The organism is Pseudoxanthomonas spadix BD-a59 (genome assembly GCF_000233915.3).
GTDB lineage: Bacteria > Pseudomonadota > Gammaproteobacteria > Xanthomonadales > Xanthomonadaceae > Pseudoxanthomonas_A > Pseudoxanthomonas_A spadix.
On sequence record NC_016147.2, the window covers coordinates 168258 to 189011 of the forward strand.

General features: G+C 69.1%; 20 protein-coding genes. 7 read left to right on the top strand and 13 right to left on the bottom strand.

Translation table 11 applies throughout. The features are described 5' to 3' along the window. Positions 1-11 precede the first annotated feature (11 nt). On the top strand, positions 12-269 hold the full coding sequence (locus DSC_RS00710) for a hypothetical protein (protein WP_014159183.1): 258 nt from the start codon (positions 12-14) through the stop codon (positions 267-269). A 30-nt stretch (positions 270-299) separates the two neighbouring features. Next, positions 300-761 (top strand): hypothetical protein, encoded by a 462-nt coding sequence (locus tag DSC_RS00715; protein ID WP_014159184.1) that lies wholly within the window; start codon positions 300-302, stop codon positions 759-761. Between the two features lie 216 nt (positions 762-977). On the opposite strand, the gene fabV is transcribed toward DSC_RS00715, so the two are convergent. Next, positions 978-2183 carry an enoyl-ACP reductase FabV gene (fabV, locus tag DSC_RS00720; RefSeq protein ID WP_014159185.1) on the bottom strand — a complete coding sequence of 402 codons (1206 nt, stop codon included), beginning with the start codon at positions 2181-2183 and terminating at the stop codon, positions 978-980. Positions 2184-2499: 316 nt separating this feature from the next. On the opposite strand from fabV, the gene DSC_RS00725 reads away from it, so the two are divergent. Next, positions 2500-4488: a bifunctional 2',3'-cyclic-nucleotide 2'-phosphodiesterase/3'-nucleotidase gene (locus tag DSC_RS00725; RefSeq protein WP_014159186.1), complete on the top strand. Its 1989-nt coding sequence runs from the start codon at positions 2500-2502 to the stop codon at positions 4486-4488. A 98-nt stretch (positions 4489-4586) separates the two neighbouring features. On the opposite strand, the gene DSC_RS00730 is transcribed toward DSC_RS00725, so the two are convergent. Then, positions 4587-6011 carry an amino acid permease gene (locus DSC_RS00730; RefSeq protein WP_014159187.1) on the bottom strand — a complete coding sequence of 475 codons (1425 nt, stop codon included), beginning with the start codon at positions 6009-6011 and terminating at the stop codon, positions 4587-4589. 215 nt (positions 6012-6226) lie between these two features. Here DSC_RS00730 and DSC_RS00735 point away from each other — a divergent pair, with 215 nt between their 5' ends. From DSC_RS00735 to DSC_RS00745, 3 genes are all read left to right on the top strand, one after another. Then, complete coding sequence (locus DSC_RS00735; RefSeq protein ID WP_014159188.1) at positions 6227-7069, top strand: NYN domain-containing protein; 843 nt, start codon at positions 6227-6229, stop codon at positions 7067-7069. Between the two features lie 134 nt (positions 7070-7203). After that, positions 7204-7602: a host attachment family protein gene (locus tag DSC_RS00740; RefSeq protein WP_014159189.1), complete on the top strand. Its 399-nt coding sequence runs from the start codon at positions 7204-7206 to the stop codon at positions 7600-7602. A 4-nt stretch (positions 7603-7606) separates the two neighbouring features. Further along, positions 7607-7942, top strand: a complete 336-nt coding sequence (locus DSC_RS00745; protein ID WP_014159190.1) for a thioredoxin family protein — start codon at positions 7607-7609, stop codon at positions 7940-7942. Positions 7943-7994: 52 nt separating this feature from the next. On the opposite strand, the gene DSC_RS00750 is transcribed toward DSC_RS00745, so the two are convergent. The 6 genes from DSC_RS00750 to hemB form a co-directional block, all read right to left on the bottom strand. After that, a complete protein-coding gene (locus tag DSC_RS00750; RefSeq protein ID WP_043290267.1) occupies positions 7995-8576 on the bottom strand; it encodes a TetR/AcrR family transcriptional regulator in 582 nt (193 codons plus the stop codon). Positions 8577-8725: 149 nt separating this feature from the next. Continuing rightward, entirely contained in the window at positions 8726-10858 is a 2133-nt protein-coding gene (dinG, locus tag DSC_RS00755) for an ATP-dependent DNA helicase DinG (protein ID WP_014159192.1), read from the bottom strand. Positions 10859-10979: 121 nt separating this feature from the next. Continuing rightward, positions 10980-11189: a hypothetical protein gene (locus DSC_RS00760; protein ID WP_043290269.1), complete on the bottom strand. Its 210-nt coding sequence runs from the start codon at positions 11187-11189 to the stop codon at positions 10980-10982. A 417-nt stretch (positions 11190-11606) separates the two neighbouring features. Next, a complete protein-coding gene (gene aroE, locus DSC_RS00765) occupies positions 11607-12446 on the bottom strand; it encodes a shikimate dehydrogenase (protein ID WP_014159193.1) in 840 nt (279 codons plus the stop codon). Between the two features lie 76 nt (positions 12447-12522). After that, positions 12523-12867, bottom strand: a complete 345-nt coding sequence (locus DSC_RS00770) for a hypothetical protein (protein WP_014159194.1) — start codon at positions 12865-12867, stop codon at positions 12523-12525. Then, the gene (hemB, locus tag DSC_RS00775; protein WP_014159195.1) at positions 12864-13862 is read right to left on the bottom strand and encodes a porphobilinogen synthase; all 999 of its coding nucleotides are present in this window, start codon (positions 13860-13862) and stop codon (positions 12864-12866) included. Before hemB ends, DSC_RS00770 begins: the two co-directional genes overlap by 4 nt. 187 nt (positions 13863-14049) lie before the next feature. On the opposite strand from hemB, the gene DSC_RS00780 reads away from it, so the two are divergent. Then, a complete protein-coding gene (locus tag DSC_RS00780) occupies positions 14050-14520 on the top strand; it encodes a hypothetical protein (protein ID WP_014159196.1) in 471 nt (156 codons plus the stop codon). 41 nt (positions 14521-14561) lie between these two features. On the opposite strand, the gene DSC_RS00785 is transcribed toward DSC_RS00780, so the two are convergent. Genes DSC_RS00785 through DSC_RS00805 form a run of 5 tightly spaced genes read right to left on the bottom strand, consistent with a single transcriptional unit; the run spans position 14562 to position 20611 of the window. Beyond that, positions 14562-16772 (bottom strand): S9 family peptidase, encoded by a 2211-nt coding sequence (locus DSC_RS00785; RefSeq protein WP_014159197.1) that lies wholly within the window; start codon positions 16770-16772, stop codon positions 14562-14564. A 6-nt stretch (positions 16773-16778) separates the two neighbouring features. Further along, positions 16779-17471 (bottom strand): glutathione binding-like protein, encoded by a 693-nt coding sequence (locus DSC_RS00790; protein WP_014159198.1) that lies wholly within the window; start codon positions 17469-17471, stop codon positions 16779-16781. 37 nt (positions 17472-17508) lie between these two features. Further along, a complete protein-coding gene (locus tag DSC_RS00795) occupies positions 17509-18543 on the bottom strand; it encodes a putative bifunctional lysylphosphatidylglycerol flippase/synthetase (RefSeq protein ID WP_014159199.1) in 1035 nt (344 codons plus the stop codon). Beyond that, entirely contained in the window at positions 18540-19802 is a 1263-nt protein-coding gene (gene clsB / locus DSC_RS00800) for a cardiolipin synthase ClsB (protein WP_014159200.1), read from the bottom strand. Before clsB ends, DSC_RS00795 begins: the two co-directional genes overlap by 4 nt. Next, positions 19799-20611 carry an endonuclease/exonuclease/phosphatase family protein gene (locus DSC_RS00805; RefSeq protein WP_052299832.1) on the bottom strand — a complete coding sequence of 271 codons (813 nt, stop codon included), beginning with the start codon at positions 20609-20611 and terminating at the stop codon, positions 19799-19801. Before DSC_RS00805 ends, clsB begins: the two co-directional genes overlap by 4 nt. Positions 20612-20754 lie beyond the last annotated feature (143 nt).

Sequence of the window (20754 nt, forward strand, 5' to 3'; positions counted from 1 at the left end):
ATATCTTGGCGATGGTCTGGAAGCTTGCCCAGCTTTCATCAGCACCCACCCGCTGGGCTAGGTGCTGGATTCGCTGGTTGCTCCGCATCTTTCGTTTTTTCCCCACCGAGCTGTGCTGGCTTGCAGCGTTGGTGGCCTACTACTGGAAAACGTGCGGCGCGTCCAGCCTGCAACATGCATTAACCTTTGTCGCGCTGGCGTTCTGGTTCATTTTCATCGCCGGTTGGATTGTCAAAAACGGTACATTGCAAGAATGGTTGAGCGGGTAGGTGCAAGCACGCAGTTGAGATGCCGCTGTGATGCTGCCTGAATTCATCAATCCGAATTGGGTTTGCCAGTCGGCTTACAGTAACTCGGACGTTGGGGGCCACATCATGCATCCGGTGATCCACTTCCAGTCACGGCTCTTCGATGTGTCTGTTGAGCCTGAGAATCCCAATAACCCGGTCGCGGGCACTTCGTTATTGGAGTGGCTTCGCGTACGCGTTCCGGCTGACGTTGCCATGTCTGCACCCCAATCGGAGGATTGGGGCTGGTATTGCGACGTCACTTGGCGGGGCCGTCATTACATGATCGGTGCGAGCGCAAGCCAGAGCACAGACGGGAATCATCAGTGGGTCTTGCAGGTCGTCAGGTTCAGATCATTCAAAGAACGGCTCCTTGGCAAGGCCAGGATGTTGGCTGATGATCCATGCTTCGCTTACTTCCATGGCCTCATCCTGCAAGAGCCGGCGTTCACTGACGTATCGGTCGCAAGTTGACACGTAGGGGCCCTAGCAATTCAGGCCGCCGCCCCTTCGCGGGTGGGCTTAATCCAGGTGCCAGGCCTCTGTCTGGTTTGCTCGGCTTGTGGAGTTCCAGAACACTGAAAAGCATCACGAAAGGTCAGCGGCGTATTGCGAGTCTCGTGGCGCTTCCTTGGCACCTGATGACGGTCCTGTTGCAGGCTGCAGGGCCCTCCACGGGTTTGCGGCCGCTCAGAGTTCGATCACGTCGAACTTCACCTCGGGGTTGACCTCGGCGTCGTAGTCCACATCGTCGCGTTCGAAGCCGAACAGCCTGAGGAACTCGTGCTTGTAGTTGGCGTAGTCGGTCAGCGCAAACAGGTTCTCGGTGGTGACCTGGGGCCAGATCGCCTTGGCCGCGGCCTGCACCTCGGGCTTGAGCTCCCAGTCGTCCAGGCGCAGGCGGTTTTCCTCGTCGACCTGTGCCGGGGCACCGTCGCTGCGGTACATGCGCGCGCGGAACAGGCGGTTGAGCTGTTCGATGGCGTCCTCGTGCAGGCCCTGCTGCTTCATTACCTTGAAGATGATGGAGATGTACAGCGGCATCACCGGAATCGCCGAACTGGCCTGGGTGACCACCGACTTGAGCACCGCGACATTGGCGCTGCCGCCGTTGGCCGAGAGCCTGGCGTTGAGCCGCTTGGCGGTGGCGTCCAGGTCGGCCTTGGCCTTGCCCAGCGCGCCGTGCCAGTAGATCGGCCAGGTGATCTCGGTGCCGATGTAGCTGAAGGCCACGGTTTTGGCCGCCGGTGCCAGCACGCCGGCTTCGCCCAGCGCGTTGATCCACAGCTCCCAGTCCTGGCCCCCCATCACGGCCACCGTGTCCTGGATCTCCTGCTCGGTGGCCGGCTCGATCGAGGCGTGGATGATCGTGTCCTTGTTGGTGTCGATGGCGGTGGACTGGTAGGTGCTGCCGATCGGCTTGAGTGCCGATCGCTTGAGCTCGCCGGTGGCCGGCAGCTTGCGTACCGGGGAGGCCAGCGAATACACCACCAGGTCCACCTGGCCGCCCATTTCGGCCTTGATCAGTTCGATCACCTTGGCCCGCGTCTGGTCGGAGAAGGCATCGGCGTTGATCGAGCGGCTGTACAGGCCCTGGGCCTTGGCGAACTTGTCGAAGGCCGCCGCGTTGTACCAGCCGGCGGTGCCGGGCTTGCTCGGGCTGCCGGGCTTTTCGAAGAACACGCCCAGGGTGTCGGCGCCGAAGCCGAACGCGGCGGTGATGCGTGCGGCCAGGCCGTAGCCGCTGGAGGCGCCGATCACCAGCACCTTCTTCGGGCCATCGCTGCGCACGCCCTGCGCGCGCGTGGCGGCGATCTGGTCGCGCACGTTGAGTTCGCAACCGAGCGGATGGGCGGTGGTGCAGATGAAGCCGCGGACCTTGGGATGGATGATCAAAACGAATGCCTCACTGGGATGTCGTGCGCGCGGCATCTTAATCCCCGGGGCGTCATACGACCACGTGCGCGGGCGTATGGGTTGGGTGTGTGCGGGCAGGAAACACCCGCTTCCATGCGGGTGTGCGAGCGCATGGAGCAAGGTGGGAGCCGCTTCAGCGCCCGATGTGGCCTTGCCGGGGAACCGCTTCGCCGCTGTAGCGGCTCCCACGGGGCGCTTGTGCCTGCCCCGGTGCTGGCCGGTGGCCAGCGGCTGACAAGAACCCGTCGCGATGATCTGCTAGTTTCGCCGGTCCCGCCTGCTCTTGTGATGTGCGATGTCCCAGCCGCGCCGTGTCCTGTGCTGTCTCCTCCTCGCCGTATCGCTGGGCAGTTGCGCCAGCCAGGCGCCCAGGTCGGCCCTGGCCGATGGCGCCACTGCGCGGGTGGCGATCCTGGAGACCACCGATGTGCATTCCAACATTCTCAGCTACGACTACTACAAGCAGAAGGACGACCCCTCGCTGGGCTACGAGCGGGTGGCCACGTTGATCGGCCAGGCGCGCGGCGAGTTTCCCAACAGCCTGCTGTTCGACAGCGGCGACACCATCCAGGGCACGGTGCTGGCCGATTTCCAGGCCAAGGTGCAGCCGCTTGCCTGCGATGAGGAGCTGGGCATCTACCAGGCCTTCGACGCGATGGGCTACGACGGCGGCACCGCCGGCAACCACGAGTTCAACTACGGCCTGGGCTACCTGTCGCAGGTCAGCGGCACGCCGATGAACGTCGAGGGCGGCACCACGCACAAGTGCAAGGGCCCGAACTATCCGCTGGTGCTGTCCAACGTGTTCAGCGCCCGCGATGGCCAGCCGATCTTCAAGCCCTGGACCATCGTCACCAAGACCATCACCGTGACCGCGGCCGACGGCAGGGCGCAGACCGTGCCGCTGCGGGTGGGCATCATCGGCTTCACCCCGCCGCCGATTATGGCCTGGGACAAGCAGAACCTGGAAGGCAAGGTCACCGTCACCGGCGTGGTCGAAGCCGCCCGGCGCTACCTGCCGCAGCTGCAGGCCCAGCATCCGGATATCGTGGTCGGCATCCTGCATGGTGGCCTCAACCCGGCGCCGTACACGCCGGACATGGAAAACGGCGGCTGGCACCTGGCCGGGGTGGACGGCATCGACGTGCTGCTGCTGGGCCACTCGCATGCCCAGTTCCCCGGGCCGCGCTACAAGGATCTGCCCGACACCGATGCCACGCGCGGTTTCGTGCGCGGCAAGCCGGCGGTGATGGGCGGCTTCTTCGGCAAGGACCTGGGCGTGATCGACCTGCAGCTGGTGCGCAGGGATGGCCGCTGGATGATCGACCCGACCACCAGCCACAGCGAAGTGCGCCCGATCTGCAAGGCCAAGGGCGACTGCGTGCCGGCCGATCCGGCGATCGCCCCGCTGGTGGCCCGCGCCCACGCCGCCGCGCAGGCCTACGTCAACACGCCGATCGGCACCACCCAGGTGCGCTTCACCAGTTACTTCACCGACCAGGGCAACAGCAGCGCGCTGGCGGTGGTCAACGCGGCCCAGCGCGACTACGTGCTGCGCGAACTGCCGCGCCTGCATCCGGAGCTGGCCGAGGTGCCGGTGCTGTCGGCCGCCGCGCCGTTCCGCAGCGGTTTCGGCGGACCGGACGACTACACCGACGTACCGGCCGGCACCCTGACCCTGCGCAGTGCGGCCGACCTGTACTTCTTCCCCAACACGCTGGCGGCGGTGAAGGTGGACGGCGCCGGGGTCAAGGCCTGGCTGGAAAGATCGGCCGAGCGCTACAACCGCATCGACCCGGGCAAGGCCGGCGCGCAGGCGCTGATCAACCCGCGCCATGAGAGCTACAACGCCGACCAGCTGCAGGGCGGCATCGCCTACGTGGTCGATGTCACCAAGCCGGTCGGTGCGCGCATCACCTCGCTCACCTGGCAGGGCAAGCCCATCAAGCCCGAGCAACCCTTCATCGTGGTGACCAACAACTACCGCGCCAGCGGCGGCGGCAACTTCCCGGGCCTGGATGGCAGCAACGTGGTGCTGGCCGCGCCCGAGGGCAGCCGCGAGATCCTGGCCGCCTGGCTCAAGGACAAGGGCACGGTGACCGCTGCGGACATCGAGCCGACCTCATGGCGCTTTGCCCCGGTCAAGGCCGCCGGCCCGCTGACCTTTGCCTGTCCGCCAGGCAAGCTGGACGTGGCCAGGGCGCAGAAGCTGCCGCCGATCCGCGAACTGCAAGACAACGGCGACGGCACCGCGCAGTGCGCGATCGATCTGTCGGGGAAATGAGCCATCGGCGCGCGAGGTGAGGTCGCGCGTGCGTGTTTGCTGTCGGATACGCGTCTGCTCGAAGCCGTCATTCCCGCGCAGAGCCTGCCCGCAGTTGATCACGCCGGCGGCGACGACTTCCCCAGCACCGCATTGCGCCTTCCATACGCCACATACGCCACCAGCCCGACCGCGTTCCAGAGCGCAAAGTAGAGCTGGGTGCGGCTGGGCAGGCTGAAGAACAGATACAGGCAGCCGGCGATCGCCAGCGGGCCGACGAACCACGCCAGCGGCGTGCGGAAGCTGCGGGGGCGGTCGGGCTCGCGCCGGCGCAGGACCAGCATGCAGGCGGCCACGGCGGTGAAGGCCGCCAGGGTGCCGGCGTTGGCCAGCGCGGCGATCTCGTCCAGGCGGGCCACGCCGGCCAGCGCGGCCACCAGCACGGCGGTGAACGCCGTGGTGGCAATCGGCGTGCCGGTGCGCGCGCTGACCCTGGACAGGCCGCGCGGCAGCAGGCCATCGCGCGACATCACGAAGAAGATCCGGCTCTGTCCGTACAGGAAGGCCAGCAGCACCGTCGGCAGCGCGATCACCGCGGCCGCGCCGATCAACCTGGCCGCACCTGGCGCACCGAGCTGGCGCAGGATCATCGCCAGCGGTTCGGCGCTGTGGCCGAACACGGTGTAGGGCATCGCCCCCACCGCAGCCAGCGCCACCAGCACGTAGATCAGGGTGCAGCCCACCATCGCGCCGATGATGCCGATGGCCAGGTCGCGCTCGGGGTTTTTGGTTTCCTCGGCGGCGGTGGAGATCGCATCGAAGCCGTAGAAGGCGAAGAAGATGATCGCCGCCGCCGCCATCACCCCGTGTTCGACGCCGTCGGCGCCGACCGACTTGGCAAACCCGTACGGCATGAACGGCTGCATGTGGCTGGCATCGAAGTGCGGCAGCGCGATCGCCACGAAGATGCCCAGCGCGATGATCTTGACCACCACCAGGATCGCGTTGAGGGTCGCGCTTTCCCTGGTGCCGGCCATCAGCAGCCCGGCCACGGCGAAAGTGATCAACACCGCCGGCAGGTTGAGCAGGCCGCCGGCATGCGGGCCGGCGCTCAGCGCCAGCGGCAGGTCGACACCGAGGCCTTTCAAAAAGCCCACCGCATAGCCCGACCAGCCCACCGCCACGGTGCTCACCACCAGCGAATACTCCAGGATCAGGCTCCAGCCCACCACCCAGGCGATGGTCTCGCCCAGCACGGTGTAGCTGTAGGTGTAGGCGCTGCCGGCGGCGGGCATCATCGTGGCCATCTCGGCATAGGCCAGCGCCGCACACGCGCAGACGATGCCGGCGGCCAGGAACGAAATCAGCACCGCCGGCCCGGCCAGGTTGGCGCCCACCCCGATCAGGGTGTAGATGCCGGTGCCGACGATCGCGCCGATGCCCAGCGCGATCAGGTGCGGCCAGCCCAGCGTGGGCACCAGCTGGCGCCCGGCCTCGTGCACGGTGACGGTGTTGATGTCCTTGCGGCGCAGCCAGCTCGACATGCGGGGTGCCTGATGCGATGAACAGGCCGCAAGTGTGGCCGATGCCAGGCCTGCGTTGCACGCGCAGGCGCGGCGCCGGTGCGACCTGGCCCGGTCGTGCCTGATCGGGCGCCGTGCGCGGACAGGCCGTGGTGCGCGCCGCCGGACCTGGCCGCCCGGTTCGTCCCCCGGTGTGCCCGGCGCAGTACGATGCGCGTTTGCACGCAGGAACGCCCATGAAGTCCAAGCCCTCGCTCAAAGCCGACACCGACGACGACCAGCAGCGCCTGGCGGTGCTGATCGATGCGGACAACGCGCAGCCGTCGGTGATCGAAGGCCTGCTGGCCGAGGTGGCCAAGTACGGCGTGGCCAGCGTCAAGCGCATCTATGGCGACTTCACCAGCACCCGCATGACCCAGTGGAAGGCCGCGCTGCTCAAGCATTCGATCGCGCCGGTGCAGCAGTTCGCCTATACCAGCGGCAAGAACGCCACCGACAGCTCGCTGATCATCGATGCGATGGACCTGCTGTACACCGGTCGCTTCGACGGCTTCTGCCTGGTCTCCAGCGACAGCGATTTCACCCGCCTGGCGCAACGGCTGCGCGAGGAAGGGCTGGTGGTCTATGGCTTCGGTGAGGGCAAGACGCCCGATCCCTTCGTCCAGGCCTGCGACAAATTCATCTACAACGACGTGCTGCGCGCAGACGCGGCCAGCGCCCCGGTCGAGACACCCAAGCCGGCCGTGCCGACCAGGCGCTCTGGCAGGAAACCGGCGGCCAACGCCCCGGCCACAGCCGCCGCGCCGGCCACGCCCGAGCCGCCGGCGGCCAAGGGCAACACCCCGCCGCTGGCCCTGCTGCGCCAGGCGATCGAGGAAGCCTCCGACGAGGAAGGCTGGGCCCCGCTGGGTGCGGTCGGCAGCTATCTCACCAAGATTCGCCCGGATTTCGACCCACGCCTGTACGGCCATCGCAAGCTCAGCGACCTGTTCCGCAAGCAGCCCAGGCACTTTGCCTTGCAGGAGCGGCCCGGCGGTGGCAGCGGCGGTGCACGCCTGTTCGTGCGCGCGCTGCCGTGACCTGAGCGCGCGGGTGACAACGCGGCCCGCTCACGCCACACATGCATGCGCTACCCACTAGACTCACGGACCGCCGCCTACGGTGGCGGCGTGCCGATCCGTCGCACGCTTTCATGAGCTTAAGGAGTACTTTCATGTCCAAACTGATTCCCCAGGGCACCCTGGTCGTGGTCGCCGATGGCGGCTCGGCGCGCGTGTTCACCAACGTCGGCACCGATTACAAGCTTGCCTTGAAGCAGGAGGCATGGCTGGAAGGCCAGAACCTGGACGACGAAGGCCCGTCCGGGTCCATGCCCAGGGATTCGAGCCAGGCACAGCTGGATGAGGCGACCTTTGCCAAGCAGCTGGCCGGTGCGCTCAATGCCGGCGCCCTGAACAACCGCTACAGCCACCTGGTGCTGGTGGCCGACCCCAGGACCCTGGGCCACGTGCGCCCGTTGCTGCACAAGGCCACCCTCGATCGGCTGCTGGCCGATGTGGCCAAGGACCTCACCAACATGCCGCTGGAAGACATCCAGCACGCCCTGTCCTGAGGCCATGGCCTTCACCGGCCGCTACGCGCAGCAGGAGCCCAGCCTGGCGCAGGTGGAGGCCATGGCCGGCGTCGTCGCGCTGGAGTTCGGCACGGCTTGGTGCCCGCACTGCATGTCCGCGCAGCCGGCGCTGGAGCAGGCGCTCGGCGCGCGCCAGGACATCATCCACCTGAAGGTGGAGGACGGGCGCGGCCGTGCACTGGGCCGTGCATTCGGGGTCAAGCTGTGGCCCACGGTGGTGCTGCTGAAGGATGGACGGGAAGTGGCGCGGCTGATCCGTCCGCGTTCGGCACAGGACGTGCAGCAGGCGCTGGCGCAGGTGCCCGGGCAGGCGGTCTAGCAGCGCGGCCCCAGCCTGGGCCGGCGCAGGCCCAGGCGCCCGGCCCCAGCCTTCAGCGCCTGGGTGGCGGCGTGGCCGGCTGGACGATGTCCATGGCGAATTCCCAGATCCGGTCGGCCAGCGCCATGCGCTGTCCCAGCGGCGCGGCGCCGGCACCGAACAGCGGCAGCAGCAGCAGGATGTCGCCCGGCCCCAGGTCGGGGCGACAGCGGCCTTCGGCCACCGCGCGCCTGACCAGCGGTTCGAAGATCGACAGCAGCCGCAGCACGGCCGCCTCGATCTGCGGCTGGCCGCGGCCGACGGTCTGCCAGTACTCCACCAGCGGGGCGCGCACCATCACCCGCTCCAGCACGTGGTGCAGCAGATGCACCAGGGCATCGGGCGTGCCCTCCAGGCGCGCTGCTTCGGCGGCGACGTTGTCCAGGCCGCGTTCGAGCAGCGCGATCACCAGCGACTGGCGATCGGGGAAGTTGCGGAACAGGGTGGCCCGGCCGACGCCGGCCTGGCGCGAGACTGCTTCCAGCGGCGCCTGCACGCCGTGTTCGGTGAATACCTTTTCGGCCGCCTGCAGCAACAGCATGCGGTTCTGCGTGGCATCGGCGCGGCGTCGGGGCAGGAGCGGGCGGACAGGCATCGGGGCAACGGGCGGCGTGACCGCTGCACCTTACCGGCAAACACCGCGCCGGTGTGCGTCGCAGGCCTCACAGGCCGCGCAGCGCCGACCATGTCGCCACTTGCGTGGTGGCTGGCCTGGCCGGCGGAGCGGTCACCGCGACTGCGGCTTCAGCCGATCACCCGTGCAAAGGGCGGCAGGGCGTCGATGATCTGGCGGCCGTAGCGGCGGCTGAGCAGGCGCGAGTCGAGGATGATCACCCGGCCGCTGTCGGTGGAGGTGCGGATCAGGCGGCCGGCGAACTGGGTCAGCATGCGCAGCGCATGCGGGATCGCGATCAGGTTGAAGGCGTTGTGGCCGCGGCCTTCCAGCCATTCGCTCAGGGTCGCGGTCTGTGGATCGGTCGGCACCGCGAACGGCACCTGGGTGATGACCACCGTGGTGCAGGCCTCGCCGGGCAGGTCCAGGCCTTCGCCAAAGGAATTCAGGCCAAACAGCACCGAGCCTTCGCCGGCGCCGATGCGGCGCAGGTGTTCGGCGATGATCTGCGACTTGTTGCCTTCGCCCTGGACCAGGACCCGGTTGCGCTGGGTGACCGGCAGCAGGTCGGCGACCTTTTCCATCTTCCAGCGCGAGGTGAACAGCGCCATCGAGCCCTTGCCCCAGTCCAGCTCGCGCACCAGGTACCTGGCCACTTCCTGCGGATGGCCTTCGCGGTCGTCCGGCGCGGCCGGAAACCGGGGCACCACCAGCTGCGCCTGGCGGGCCAGGTCGAACGGCGAGCTCAGGCTGACGGCCTCGGCGTGCTCGGGCAGGCCGGTATCGATGGCCAGGGCGGTGAAGCCGTTGCCACCGGTCAGCGTGGCCGAGGTCATCACCACCGAATCGACCTGCTTCCACAGCAGCTGGCCCAGCACCTGCGCGGCCGACACCGGCGAGCAATGACAGACCAGCTCGCCATCGCGCTCGCGGGTCATCCAGCGCGCCATCGGCGGGACGCCGTCGGGGTCCTGGCGCTTCCAGCCGGCCCACAGCGCGTGCTGGGACTGGATCATCTCCAGGGCGATCCCCAGGTTGCGCTGCACGCGCTCCTTGGTGGCATCGTCGTGCTTGGACTTGCCGACCAGCGGCGCGGCGGCGCTCACCCAGTTGAGCAGGTTGCGGGTGTCGTCGGCCAGCGCCTCGATCGCTGGCGACCAGTCCGGCGGCAGGCGGCCGTTGGGCGCGCGCCACTGCGGCTGGCGTTCTGAGGGATCCGGCGTCCAGGCCGCATCCAGCGCCTCGCGGAAGGCCTTGAGCTGGCGGCTGACGTTGGCCGCCAGTTCGATCGCCTCGTTGGGATGCAGCTGGCTGATGGTGTCCTTGTCGACCATCCGGTAGGTGGCCGCAATCAGGGTCTGCAGGCGGCTGGTGCGCCGGCTCATGTCGTCCATCGGCAGTCGCGCCGCGCCCTGGCCGATGGCCACCCCGGCCACGTGGTGGCCTTCGTCCAGGACCAGCAGCATCTGGTCGGGCGGGGCGATCAGCGGCTGGCCGTTTTCGCCCTCGCCCAGCGACAGCGTCGACAGCAACAGCGCGTGGTTGGTGACCACGATCTGCGCCTCGCGCACGTGGTTGCGCGCCTTGAGCACCGGACACTGGCTGGCGTAGGAACACCGGCGGCCCGCGCAGCCGGCGGCATTGGTGGTGATGCGTGCACGCAGGGTCGGGCTGACCGGCTCGGGCGAGGCATCCAGGTCGCCGTTCCACTGGCTGTCGGTGAACAGGGCTGCCAGGCGGTTGACCAGGGCGGTGTCGGCCGGGGTCAGCGGACGGTCGTAGAGCGCGCCTTCGTCGCCGAACATCGATTCCTGGCCGGTCACCTCGCCCTGCAGCTCGGCCACGTTGCGGGTGCACAGGTAACGGGTGCGGCCCTTGGCCAGGGCGACGCTGGCCTGGATGCCGGTGGCCTTGAGGAAGGCGGGAATGTCGCGTTCCACCAGCTGCGCCTGCAGCGCCACCGTGCCGGTGCTGATGACCAGTTTCTTCCCGGCGGCCAGCGCGATCGGCACCCCGGCGGTGAGGTAACCCAGGCTCTTGCCCACCCCGGTCGGTGCCTCGATCACGCCGACCCCGCCGCTGGTGCCCAGCGCGCGCGCCACCACGCCGATCATCTGGCTCTGCGCGCGGCGGGTGGTGAACCCGGGGGTGGCATCGCGCAGGGCGGCGTAGGCATCGCGGATGCGGGTTTTCAGGGCCTCGTCGAGACTGCGCCCGGTGCTGGCCGTGTCGTGGTCTGCCGCTGGGCCGGTGCGGTCACTCATGGGGGTATGTTCGCATGGGGTGTGGCGGGGGCGGAGATATGGGGTGCGAATTTTGGCTGTTCAGCGATTTTGCGACTGCCCGATACCGCTTCGCTGCTTTTTTTCCAGAAGGCAAAGGCTTTCACGCCGCTTTGCGGCGCGAGCTACTTTTGTGCTTGGCAAAAGTAGCCAAAACCGCCTGCGCCTGACGTTCGCCGATGCTGCGCATCGGTGCCCTGCGCTCCTCGCCGGAAACGGCACGGCGCGGGAACTCGCTGCGCTCAGACACCCGCGCCTCTTCGGCCGTTTCCAGCTGCGGTGCTCGGCTCCCTTTGAAGGCGCTGAAGATCAAGAGCAGAGCAACAGTAAAAACCAAAGCCGCCGAGCAAGCTCGGCGCTGGACGCGCTGATTTGATCAAACGTCGAACAGGACAGACTTTCTCGCTTTTCGCTTTTCGCTTTTCGCTTTTCGCTTTTGCTTTGGTCTGTGCTCTCAATCCTCCGTGAGGCACGGCGAAGGGACGAGGTGAAGACCCGCAGGGCGACGTGCATGGATGCACGTCGTTTTTGGACGGGACAGGATGTCCCATCCAAAAATCCCTCGTCCCGTAGCGGACCTGCGCCAGGCGCAGGCGTGCCGCCCGGAGTGTGTTTCTTTGCCTAGCTTTCTTTGCACAAGCAAAGAAAGTAGGTCGGGCGGCGAAGCCGCACGAAAGCTTTTCTTGGGGCGTGAAACCGCCAAGGTTTAATAGGCAAGCGCCCGAAACCCTCAAGCCGCCTTCGGTTCCGGCGTTGCCTGGCGCAGCAGTGCATACACCGCATCGGTGTCCGGCCGCACCCCGTGCCACAGTTGGAAACTCTCCGCCGCCTGTTCGACCAGCATGCCCAGGCCGTCGATGATGGTGCGCAGGCCGGCGCTGCGCGCCCAGGCCAGGAAGGCGATGGCGACATCGCCGTAGTTCAGGTCGACCGCGGCGGTCATGTCGTTGCACAGGGCCAAGGGCAGCATCAGCGCCGAGCCGTCATGGCGTCCGGCCGAGGTGGCGTTGATGATCAGTTCGAAGTCGCCGATGGTGGCCAGGTCTTCCCAGTAGCGGGTATGGGCGCGGGCTGGTTCGCCGAGCATGTCGGCCAGGGCGTCGGCGCGCTCGGGATGGCGGTTGACGATGACCAGCTCGCCCACGCCGGCCTCCAGCAGCGCCGGCGCCACGCCGCGCGCGGCGCCGCCGGCGCCCAGCAGCAGGGTGCGGCGGCCACGCAGGTCCAAGCCGTGGCGGTCGGTGAGGTCGCGCACCAGGCCGGCGCCATCGGTGTTGTCGCCGTACCACTGGCCCTGGTCCAGGCGCAGGGTGTTGACCGCCCCGGCCTGGCGCGCGCGGTCGCTGAGCCGGGCGCAGCGGGCGAAGGCGGCTTCCTTGTGCGGGACGGTGATGTTGGCGCCGCGACCGCCGCCGGCGACGAAGGCCTCCAGCGCCGCGCCCAGGGCCTGCGGTTCGACATCGATGGCGGTGTACTCCATCGCGATGCCGGTCTGGCGGGCAAAGGCGGCGTGGATCCTCGGCGAAGGCGAGGAGGAGACGGAGCGGCCGAACAGGGCGTAGCGACTCATGCAGGAACTCATGTGGACCAAAGTGGCTAGTGTCCCACACGCCTCGCCTCGGGCGGCCGGCACACGCTGGCGCGCGTCAGCTGATCCGGTCGGCGGCGGCCCTGGCAGTGCGCAGGAAGCCGGCCGCCAGCAGGCAGATACCCGCCACCGCCACCACCCCCAGGCCCAGGTGGATCACGCCGAGCAGCAGCTGCGCCTGGCGCATGCCGGCGCCGCTGGACAGGCTGTGCTGGAGCAGCGTCATCTGGCCCACGCTCACCGTCAGCGCGCCCAACTGGCTGACCAGCATCAGCGCAGCGCCCCAGCGGGCCATGCCGCGGCCGGGCACCTGCGGGGCGATCAGCGCCAGCACCAGCGCGAATCCCGTGGCGCAGACCATCGGCAGGCCCAGCAGCGCCTGCAGGGCCATGGCGGTGTTCATCGGCCGTGGATCTGGCGCAGCTGCCTGGCCGCGTCCAGGGCGAAGTAGGTCAGGATGCCGTCGGCACCGGCACGCTTGAACGCGGTCAGCGCTTCCATCACGCACCTGTCCTGGTCCAGCCAGCCGTTCTGGAAGGCGGCCATGAGCATCGCGTACTCGCCGCTGACCTGGTAGGCGTAGGTCGGTACGCCGAACTCGTCCTTGACCCGGCGCACCACGTCCAGGTACGGCATGCCCGGCTTGACCATGACCATGTCGGCACCTTCGTCCAGGTCGGCAGCCACTTCGTGCAGGGCTTCATTGGTGTTGGCCGGGTCCATCTGGTAGGTGGCCTTGTCGGCCTTGCCCAATGCGCCGGCGCTGCCGACCGCATCGCGGAACGGGCCGTAGAAGGCCGAGGCGTACTTGGCCGAATAGGCCATGATCCTGGTGTGGATGTGGGCGTCTTCTTCCAGGGCGGCGCGGATCGCGCCGATGCGGCCGTCCATCATGTCGCTGGGGGCGACGATGTCCACGCCGGCGCGCGCATGCGAGAGCGCCTGCTGGACCAGCACTTCGATGGTGACGTCATTGATGACGTAGCCGGTGTCGTCGATGATCCCGTCCTGGCCGTGGCTGGTGTAGGGGTCCAGGGCCACATCGGTCATCACCCCCAGCTGCGGGAAGCGCTGCTTGACCGCACGCACCGCGCGCTGGCACAGGCCGTCATCGTCGCAGGCGGCGGCGGCATCGAGCGACTTGGCCTGCGGGGCGGTCACCGGGAACAGCGCCAGCACCGGGATGCGCAGCTCGGCGGCCTGTTCGGCCACTTTCAGCAGCTCCTCGATCGACAGCCGTTCCACCCCCGGCATCGAGGCCACCGGCGCACGCCCGGCCAGCTCGTGGACGAACACCGGGTAGATCAGGTCGTCGGTGGTCAGCACGTGCTCGCGCATCAGCCGGCGGGAGAACTCGTCGCGGCGCATGCGGCGCGGGCGATGGGCGGGATAGGGCATGGCAAGGATTCCGACGAAAGCGCGGGCATGATACGCCGCAGGGCATGGCGGGCCGGGTCATGATCCTGGCGCGTTGCCGGCGCGGTGCGGACTGCCGCGGCGTCGGGCCGGATTCAGTGGCACGGGCCGATGATCGGGCGCGCTGCATCCCTCTTTCCGTCCTTGTTTTTCGTCTGACAGGTGTGCCATGACCCTGCGTTCCGTCCTTGCCACTGCCCTGCTGTTGTCGCTGGCCGCCTGCGCCGGCACCTCCAGGGTCATGCTGTCCGATGCGCGCCCGCCGGTGGATCCGGCCACGGTGCGCATCTACACGGCAGTGCCGCCCGGCGCGATCCAGATCGCCCAGCTCGATGCCCGCAGTGCGGTCGGCTTCGGCACCCAGGGCCAGACCGACGCGGTGGTCCGGCGGCTGAAGAACGAAGCGGCCAGGCTGGGCGCCAACGGCGTGGTCCTGATCGGCGTGGGCGGCGATGGCGGCCGCTCGCCGGTGGGGGTGTCGGTGGGCGGCGGCAGCTACGGCGGCCATGTCGGCGGCGGGATCGGCATCGGCATCCCGACCCAGCAGAAACAGGGCGCCGGGATCGCGATCTACGTCCCGCCCGGGGCCCAGGACCCCTCCGGCCCGCGCCCGCCGATGCCACCGCCGCCCACCCGCTGAAAGCCGCGGCAGCTGGCGTCGATGCGCCTGCAAGGCGCGGCTTAGGGCCGCAGGTGGCGGGCGAAGAAGGCGTCCATCAGCCGATAGCGGAACGCCAGGTCCGTGCCCTGCAGGCCATGCCTGGCGCCGGGGAAGGCCATCAGCTCGAACGGCGTGCCGGCCGCCTGCAGCGCGCTCATCAGCCGGGTGCTGTTGGAGAACAGCACGTTGTCGTCGGCCATGCCGTGCATGAGCAACAGGGCGCCGGGCGCGATCGCGCTGGCGTGGGTGAATACGCTGGCCTGCGCGTAGCCGGCGGCGTTGGCCTGCGGATGGCCCATGTAGCGCTCGGTGTAGTGGGTGTCGTACAGCGCCCAGTCGGTCACCGGCGCGCCGGCCACGCCGCAGGCATACACCTGCGGCGCCTGGCCCAGCAGCATCAGGGTCATGTAGCCGCCGTTGGACCAGCCATGCACGCCGATCCGCACCGGATCCACCCACGGCAGGGTCTTGAGGAAGTCGATGCCGGCCAGCTGGTCGGCCACTTCCACCGTGCCCTGGCGGCCATGCAGCGCACCGCCGAACGCGCGCCCGCGTCGCGGCGTGCCGCGGTTGTCCACGCTGAAGACCACATAGCCGCGCTGGGCCAGGAACTGGTTGAACAGCGCGTCGCTGCGCGCGGCCCAGGCATCGGTGACGGTCTGCGCGGCCGGCCCGCCGTACACGTGCACCACCACCGGATAGCGTTTGGCCGGATCGAAACCGGCCGGCCTGATCAGGCTGTAATGCAGCGGCGTGCTGCCGTCTGCGGCGCTGAGCGTGCCGAACTCCAGCGGACGATGCGCCTGCAGGTACGGCGCATACGGATGGGCCGGGTCATGCAGGTCGTTGGCGACCAGCGTGGCGAGCTGCTCGCCGTCGGCCCGGTGCAGGGTCAGCTGCTGCGGCACGCTCGTGCTCGACCAGCTGTCCACGTACACCCTTGCATCGGCTGAGAAGCTGGCCGCGTGCATGCCCGGCGTGCGCGAGAGCTGCCGCGGCGGGCCACCGTCCAGCGGCACGCACCACAGCTGGGACTGGGTCGGTGCCGGCGCGCCGTGGTCCAGGCCCGCGCTGAAATAGACCAGGCCGGCTTTGGGATCGACCGCCAGCAGCGCATCGACCGGCCACGGGCCGCTGGTCAGCGCGCTCAGCGTGCTGCCGTCCTCGTTGCCCAGGTACAGGTGCAGGAAACCGCTGCGCTCGGAGGCCCAGAGCAGACGGCCATCGTCCAGGAACCGCAGCGCATCGTGCAGCGGCACCCAGGTCGGCGAGGTTTCGGTCAGCAGCGTGCGCTGGCTGCCGGTGGCCAGGGTGTGCTCGATCAGTTCCAGGGTCTGCTGGTCGCGCGACTGGCGCTGGAAGGTCAGCCGGGCGGCGTCGCGCCAGTCCACGCGTGCCAGGTAGATGTCCGGATCCTCGCCCAGCTCCACCCATTGCGGGCGCGCGCCTGCAGCCGGCGCGACCACGCCCAGCTGCACACGCACGTTGGCCTGGCCCGCGGCCGGATAGCGCTGGGCGATGACCTCGGTCCGGTCGGGGTGCACCTCGTGGCGTTGCTTGACCGGCACCGGCGATTCGTCGATGCGCGCGAACGCAATCGCGCTGTCGTCCGGGGCCCACCAATAGCCGGTATGGCGGCCCATTTCCTCGTCGGCGACGAACTCGGCCACGCCGTTGCCGATCACGTCGCTGCCATCGAAGGTCAGCTGCACCTGGGCGCCGTCGGCCAGGTCGATCAGCCACAGGTTGCGCGCGCGGATGAAGCTCACGTATCGGCCCTGCGGCGATAGCTTGGGGTCGGTGGCAAAGCCTTGGCCATGGGTGAGCTGGCGCACCGCGCTGTCGCTGTCTGCCTGCAGGTCGAACAGGTACAGCGCGCCGCCCAGGGCGAACAGCAGCCGCCGGCCATCGGCTGCGCACTGGTAATCGACGATGCCGCGGTAGGCCGCCAGCCGCTGGCGCTCGCGGCGGGCCTGTTCTTCATCGCTGAGGGTTTCGCTGCCCGGCAGCAGCCGCGTGGCATCGATCAGCAGCCGGTGCCGCGCGCTGGCGATGTCGTATTCCCACAGGTCCAGCCGATGCCGGTCCAGCTGGCTGCCGCGCAGGTAGATCACCCGCGTGCCGTCGGCGGCGAGCCCGGGCTTGAGCAGGCTGGGGCCGCTGAGCGGCGCATCGCCGGTGATGGCCGCGATGGTCAGCGGCGTCGGGGGTGCGGCGCGGCCCTGGGTCATCGGCGCTTACCTGGCCGGCTGCCCGAACATGTGCCGGCGCTGGTCCTCGGTCAACGGCGCGCCCAGCGCCGGATTGACCTGCGGGCCCAATGCGTAGGCCTTGGCCGTGGCCGGACGCGCGCCGATCGCCTCGAACCAGCGCTGCACGTTGGGGAAGTCCAGCAGGTCCATCTTCTGCAGGGCGTGCGGCACGATCCACGGATAGGCCGCCATGTCGGCGATGGAGTAGTCGCCGGCGATGAAGTCCCGGCCGGCCAGGCGCTTGTCCAGCACCCCGTACAGGCGCCGGGTCTCGTTGGTGTAGCGGTCGATCGCGTAGGGGATCCGTTCCGGCGCGTACTGGTTGAAGTGGTGGTTCTGGCCCAGCATCGGCCCCAGGCCGCCCACCTGCCAGAACAGCCATTCCAGCGTCTGCACCCGCCCGCGCAGGTCCGCGGGCAGGAACCGGCCGGTCTTCTCGGCCAGGTACAGCAGGATCGCGCCGGACTCGAACACGCTGACCGGTGCGCCGCCATCGGCCGGGGCATGGTCGACGATGGCCGGCATCCGGTTGTTGGGCGAGATGGCCAGGAAGTCGGCGGCGAACTGTTCGCCGGCGCCGATGTTCACCGGCTTGATCGTGTAGGCCAGCCCGGTTTCTTCCAGGAACAGGGTGATCTTGTGCCCGTTGGGCGTGGGCCAGTAGTACAGGTCGATCATCGGGCGCTTTTCCTGAAGTTGCTTGAAGAGCGCGATGTTACCTGCGGGCATCGGGGTCGGTTCGCGTCTCTCCGCCGGGTGCGCCGGTCCGCCGCGCGACGGAGTGTTCCGCGCTGGCCCGCGGCGGTGCCTTGCGTGGGGCTTGCGAGCGCGGGCGCGCAGCCTCGAGCAGCGCATGAACCAGCAGCGCCACGCCCAGCGGCACCAGGTAGTACAGGCCGCGGTAGGCCAGCAGCGCGGCCACCACCGCAGACTGGCCCAGTTCCCTGCCCAGCGTGAACATGAAGGCCGATTCCCAGGCGCCCAGACCGGCCGGGGTGTGCAGGATGATCCCGATCAGCGCCGCCACCAGGACCACGGCCAGTACCCGCGGGTAGCCCACCCCGTCCGGCAGCAGCAGGAACATCAGGGCCCCCAGGATGGCCCAGTTCAGCGACGACAGCAGCAGCTGCAGGGCCGCCATGCGCAGGCGCGGCACCTCGAACGTGCGCCCTCGCACCTGCAGCCGGACTCCACTCCACCGTGCGCACACCAACAGGTAGGCCAGCGCCAGCGCGACCATGACCGCCCCCAGCACACGCCACAGCACCGGGCTGCCGGCGCGGGCGGGCAGTGGCACCACGCCGGCCGCCAGGGCGGCGCCGGCCAGCACGCAATAGCCCAGCCAGTTGGTCGCCACCGCGAACAGCGCCAGCCGCACCACCTGGCCGGCGGCCACGCCCTCGCGCCCGTACAGCCGCAGGCGCAGGCCGCCGCCGCCGACCAGCGCGCCGAGGTTGAGGCTGACCGCGTAGCTGACCAGGCCGATGGCCGCGGTGCGCAGCGGCGGCAGCGCAAGCCCGACCTGCCAGCGCGAGAGCAGTTCGTAACCGCAGTACAGCAGGTAGCTCAGCGCCACCAGGCCCAGGCAGGCGGCGATGCGGGCCGGGCCGTAGCCGCGCAGGGCCTGGCCCACTTCGGCCCAGTCGGTGGAGCGTGCGTAGCGCACCAGCAGCACCACAACCACCGCCAGCACCGCCAGCATCAGCCCCCTGGCCAGGCGCGCGCGCCACTTCGGCGGCGTCCGCTTCATCCTTCCGTGCCCGCCGTCAGCTGGCGGTCGCCGGCCTCGGTGGCGCCCGGCTCTGGCGGCGTCACCGGCTCCGGCGCCACCACCGTCTCGGGCGGCGTCAGGGTGACCACGCGCTGGGTATGCGCCGGCAGCAGCCCGGCCCAGTAGGGGAAACGCCGCAGCACGTGGTACAGCAGCGGCGCCGGTAGCCTGGCCGCCAGCCGCCAGTCCGGGTTCCGTGCCAGCATGCCGATGTCCACCTGCCGGCAGTGATCGCGCCACAACCGTTCCAGGCACGCGCTCAGCTGACGGTTGAAGGCGCGATCACGCACGACCAGATTGGCTTCCAGGTTCAGCGACAGGCTCAACGGGTCCAGGTTGCTCGAGCCCACCGTGGCCCAGTCCTGGTCGACCAGGGCGACCTTGCCGTGGAACGGCCGCACGTTGTATTCGTGGATCAACACGCCGTCCTGCAGCAGATGCCGGTACAGCGAACGCGCCGCCAGCGTCGCCGCCGGCATGTCCGGTTCGCCCTGCAGGATCAGTCGCACCACGACCCCGCGTCGCGCGGCCCGGCGCAGCTCGCGCAGGAAGCCGTAGCTGGGAAAGAAATACGCATTGGCGATCACGATCTCCGAGCGCGCCGAACGGATCGCGATGCGGTAGATCCGTTCGATGTCGTTGGTGTGGCGCGTGTTGTCACGCAGCACGAAGGCGGCATCGGCATCGCCGGCCTGGGCGACGGCTGGCGCCGGCGATGCCCCGTCCTGACCGAGCACGAAGCGGTGGATGTCCGCGACCACCGGCCCCTCCACCTCCACCGCATAGTCCTGCTTGGCCTTGGGGCCGAAGCCGGACAGATGATCGGCCGAATAGTTGATGCCGCCGACAAAGGCCACCTGCCCGTCCACCACCAGCAGCTTGCGGTGCATGCGCCGGAAGATGTGCAGACGCACGCCGAGCAGGGTCGGGTGGGGGTCGAAGGTGCGCAGCACCACCCCGGCCTCGGCCAGCGCCTGGAGGAAACCGGCGGAGAATGCCGGCGAGCCGTAGCCATCGACCAGGACCTGGACCCGCACCCCACGCCGGCCGGCCGCCACCAGCCGCGCATGCAGCTCCATGCCGACTTGGTCCTCGAACAGGATGAAGGTCTCCAGCTGGATCTCGCGCTGGGCCGCGTCGATGGCCGCAAACGCACGCGCGTAGAAGGCCTCGCCATTCTCGAGCAGGCGCAGCCGGTTGCCCGGGCGCCAGCGCAAGCGCCGATCGGCGGCGCTCACGCGGCCGCCCCCGGCCAGGACAGGTGCGCCGACAGCGGCAGGTGGTCGGACAGGCGCGACCACGGCGCTGCGCCATGCACGGCCACCTCGTGGACCGCCAGGCCGCGCACGTAGAGCCGGTCCAGCGGCAGCAGCGGCCAGCGCGCCGGAAAGCTGCGCGCCAGCCGCCCGCGCTTGAGCTCGAAGGCTTCCACCAGGCCGCAGCCGCGCAGGCGCCGATGGCCGGTGGCGCGCCAATCATTGAAATCGCCGGCCACCACCACCGGTGCCGCGGACGGCACCCGCTCCGCCAGTTCCTCGCACAGCAGGTCCAGCTGGCGGCGGCGATGGGCCTCGCGCAGTCCCAGGTGCACGCAGATCGCATGCAGGGTCTGGGGATGACCGGGCAGCTCCAGCTCGCAATGCAGCAGGCCGCGGCTCTCATGCCCGGCCACCGAGACGTCGTGGTTCTGGTGGCGCACGATCGGCAGCTTGGACAGCAATGCGTTGCCGTGGTGGCCGTCCGGATAGACCGCATTGCGTCCGTAGGCGAACTGCGGCCACAGGCTGTCGGCGAGGAACTCGTAGTGCGGTGCATCCGGCCAGGCGCGCCAGCGTCGCGCATGGCGGCTGTGGCTGCCGAGCACTTCCTGGAGGAACACGATGTCGGCCCCGACCGTGCGGATGGCCTCGCGCAGCTGCGGCAGCACGAAGCGGCGGTTCAGCATGTCAAAGCCCATGTGGATGTTCGCGGTCAGCACCCGGAACGCCGGCAGTGACGGCGTGCGCGGCACTGCGACCGGCGTGACCGGCAGGGAAGTCGCGTCCATCGGCATCAGGGCCTGCCGCGCCAAGGCGTGGCCAGGGGCCGGTGCCGCAGTTGCGGCGGTACCTGCGCCGACGCGGTCGGCGCGCCGGCGCGCGTCTGGCAAATGGAGCGTACCGAAGGTGGCATGGGATCACCGGCGCGTGG

Coding starts and splice junctions, on each gene's coding strand:
- DSC_RS00745 (WP_014159190.1), top strand. CDS start 7,607: ATGGCCTTCACCGGCCGCTACGCGCAGCAGGAGCCCAGCCTGGCGCAG.
- dinG (WP_014159192.1), bottom strand. CDS start 10,858: ATGAGTGACCGCACCGGCCCAGCGGCAGACCACGACACGGCCAGCACC.
- DSC_RS00790 (WP_014159198.1), bottom strand. CDS start 17,471: ATGATCGACCTGTACTACTGGCCCACGCCCAACGGGCACAAGATCACC.
- hemB (WP_014159195.1), bottom strand. CDS start 13,862: ATGCCCTATCCCGCCCATCGCCCGCGCCGCATGCGCCGCGACGAGTTC.
- DSC_RS00710 (WP_014159183.1), top strand. CDS start 12: ATGGTCTGGAAGCTTGCCCAGCTTTCATCAGCACCCACCCGCTGGGCT.
- DSC_RS00735 (WP_014159188.1), top strand. CDS start 6,227: ATGAAGTCCAAGCCCTCGCTCAAAGCCGACACCGACGACGACCAGCAG.
- aroE (WP_014159193.1), bottom strand. CDS start 12,446: ATGAGTCGCTACGCCCTGTTCGGCCGCTCCGTCTCCTCCTCGCCTTCG.
- DSC_RS00715 (WP_014159184.1), top strand. CDS start 300: ATGCTGCCTGAATTCATCAATCCGAATTGGGTTTGCCAGTCGGCTTAC.
- DSC_RS00730 (WP_014159187.1), bottom strand. CDS start 6,011: ATGTCGAGCTGGCTGCGCCGCAAGGACATCAACACCGTCACCGTGCAC.
- DSC_RS00740 (WP_014159189.1), top strand. CDS start 7,204: ATGTCCAAACTGATTCCCCAGGGCACCCTGGTCGTGGTCGCCGATGGC.
- DSC_RS00795 (WP_014159199.1), bottom strand. CDS start 18,543: ATGAAGCGGACGCCGCCGAAGTGGCGCGCGCGCCTGGCCAGGGGGCTG.
- DSC_RS00780 (WP_014159196.1), top strand. CDS start 14,050: ATGACCCTGCGTTCCGTCCTTGCCACTGCCCTGCTGTTGTCGCTGGCC.
- DSC_RS00750 (WP_043290267.1), bottom strand. CDS start 8,576: ATGCCTGTCCGCCCGCTCCTGCCCCGACGCCGCGCCGATGCCACGCAG.
- DSC_RS00785 (WP_014159197.1), bottom strand. CDS start 16,772: ATGACCCAGGGCCGCGCCGCACCCCCGACGCCGCTGACCATCGCGGCC.
- DSC_RS00805 (WP_052299832.1), bottom strand. CDS start 20,611: ATGGACGCGACTTCCCTGCCGGTCACGCCGGTCGCAGTGCCGCGCACG.
- DSC_RS00770 (WP_014159194.1), bottom strand. CDS start 12,867: ATGAACACCGCCATGGCCCTGCAGGCGCTGCTGGGCCTGCCGATGGTC.
- DSC_RS00725 (WP_014159186.1), top strand. CDS start 2,500: ATGTCCCAGCCGCGCCGTGTCCTGTGCTGTCTCCTCCTCGCCGTATCG.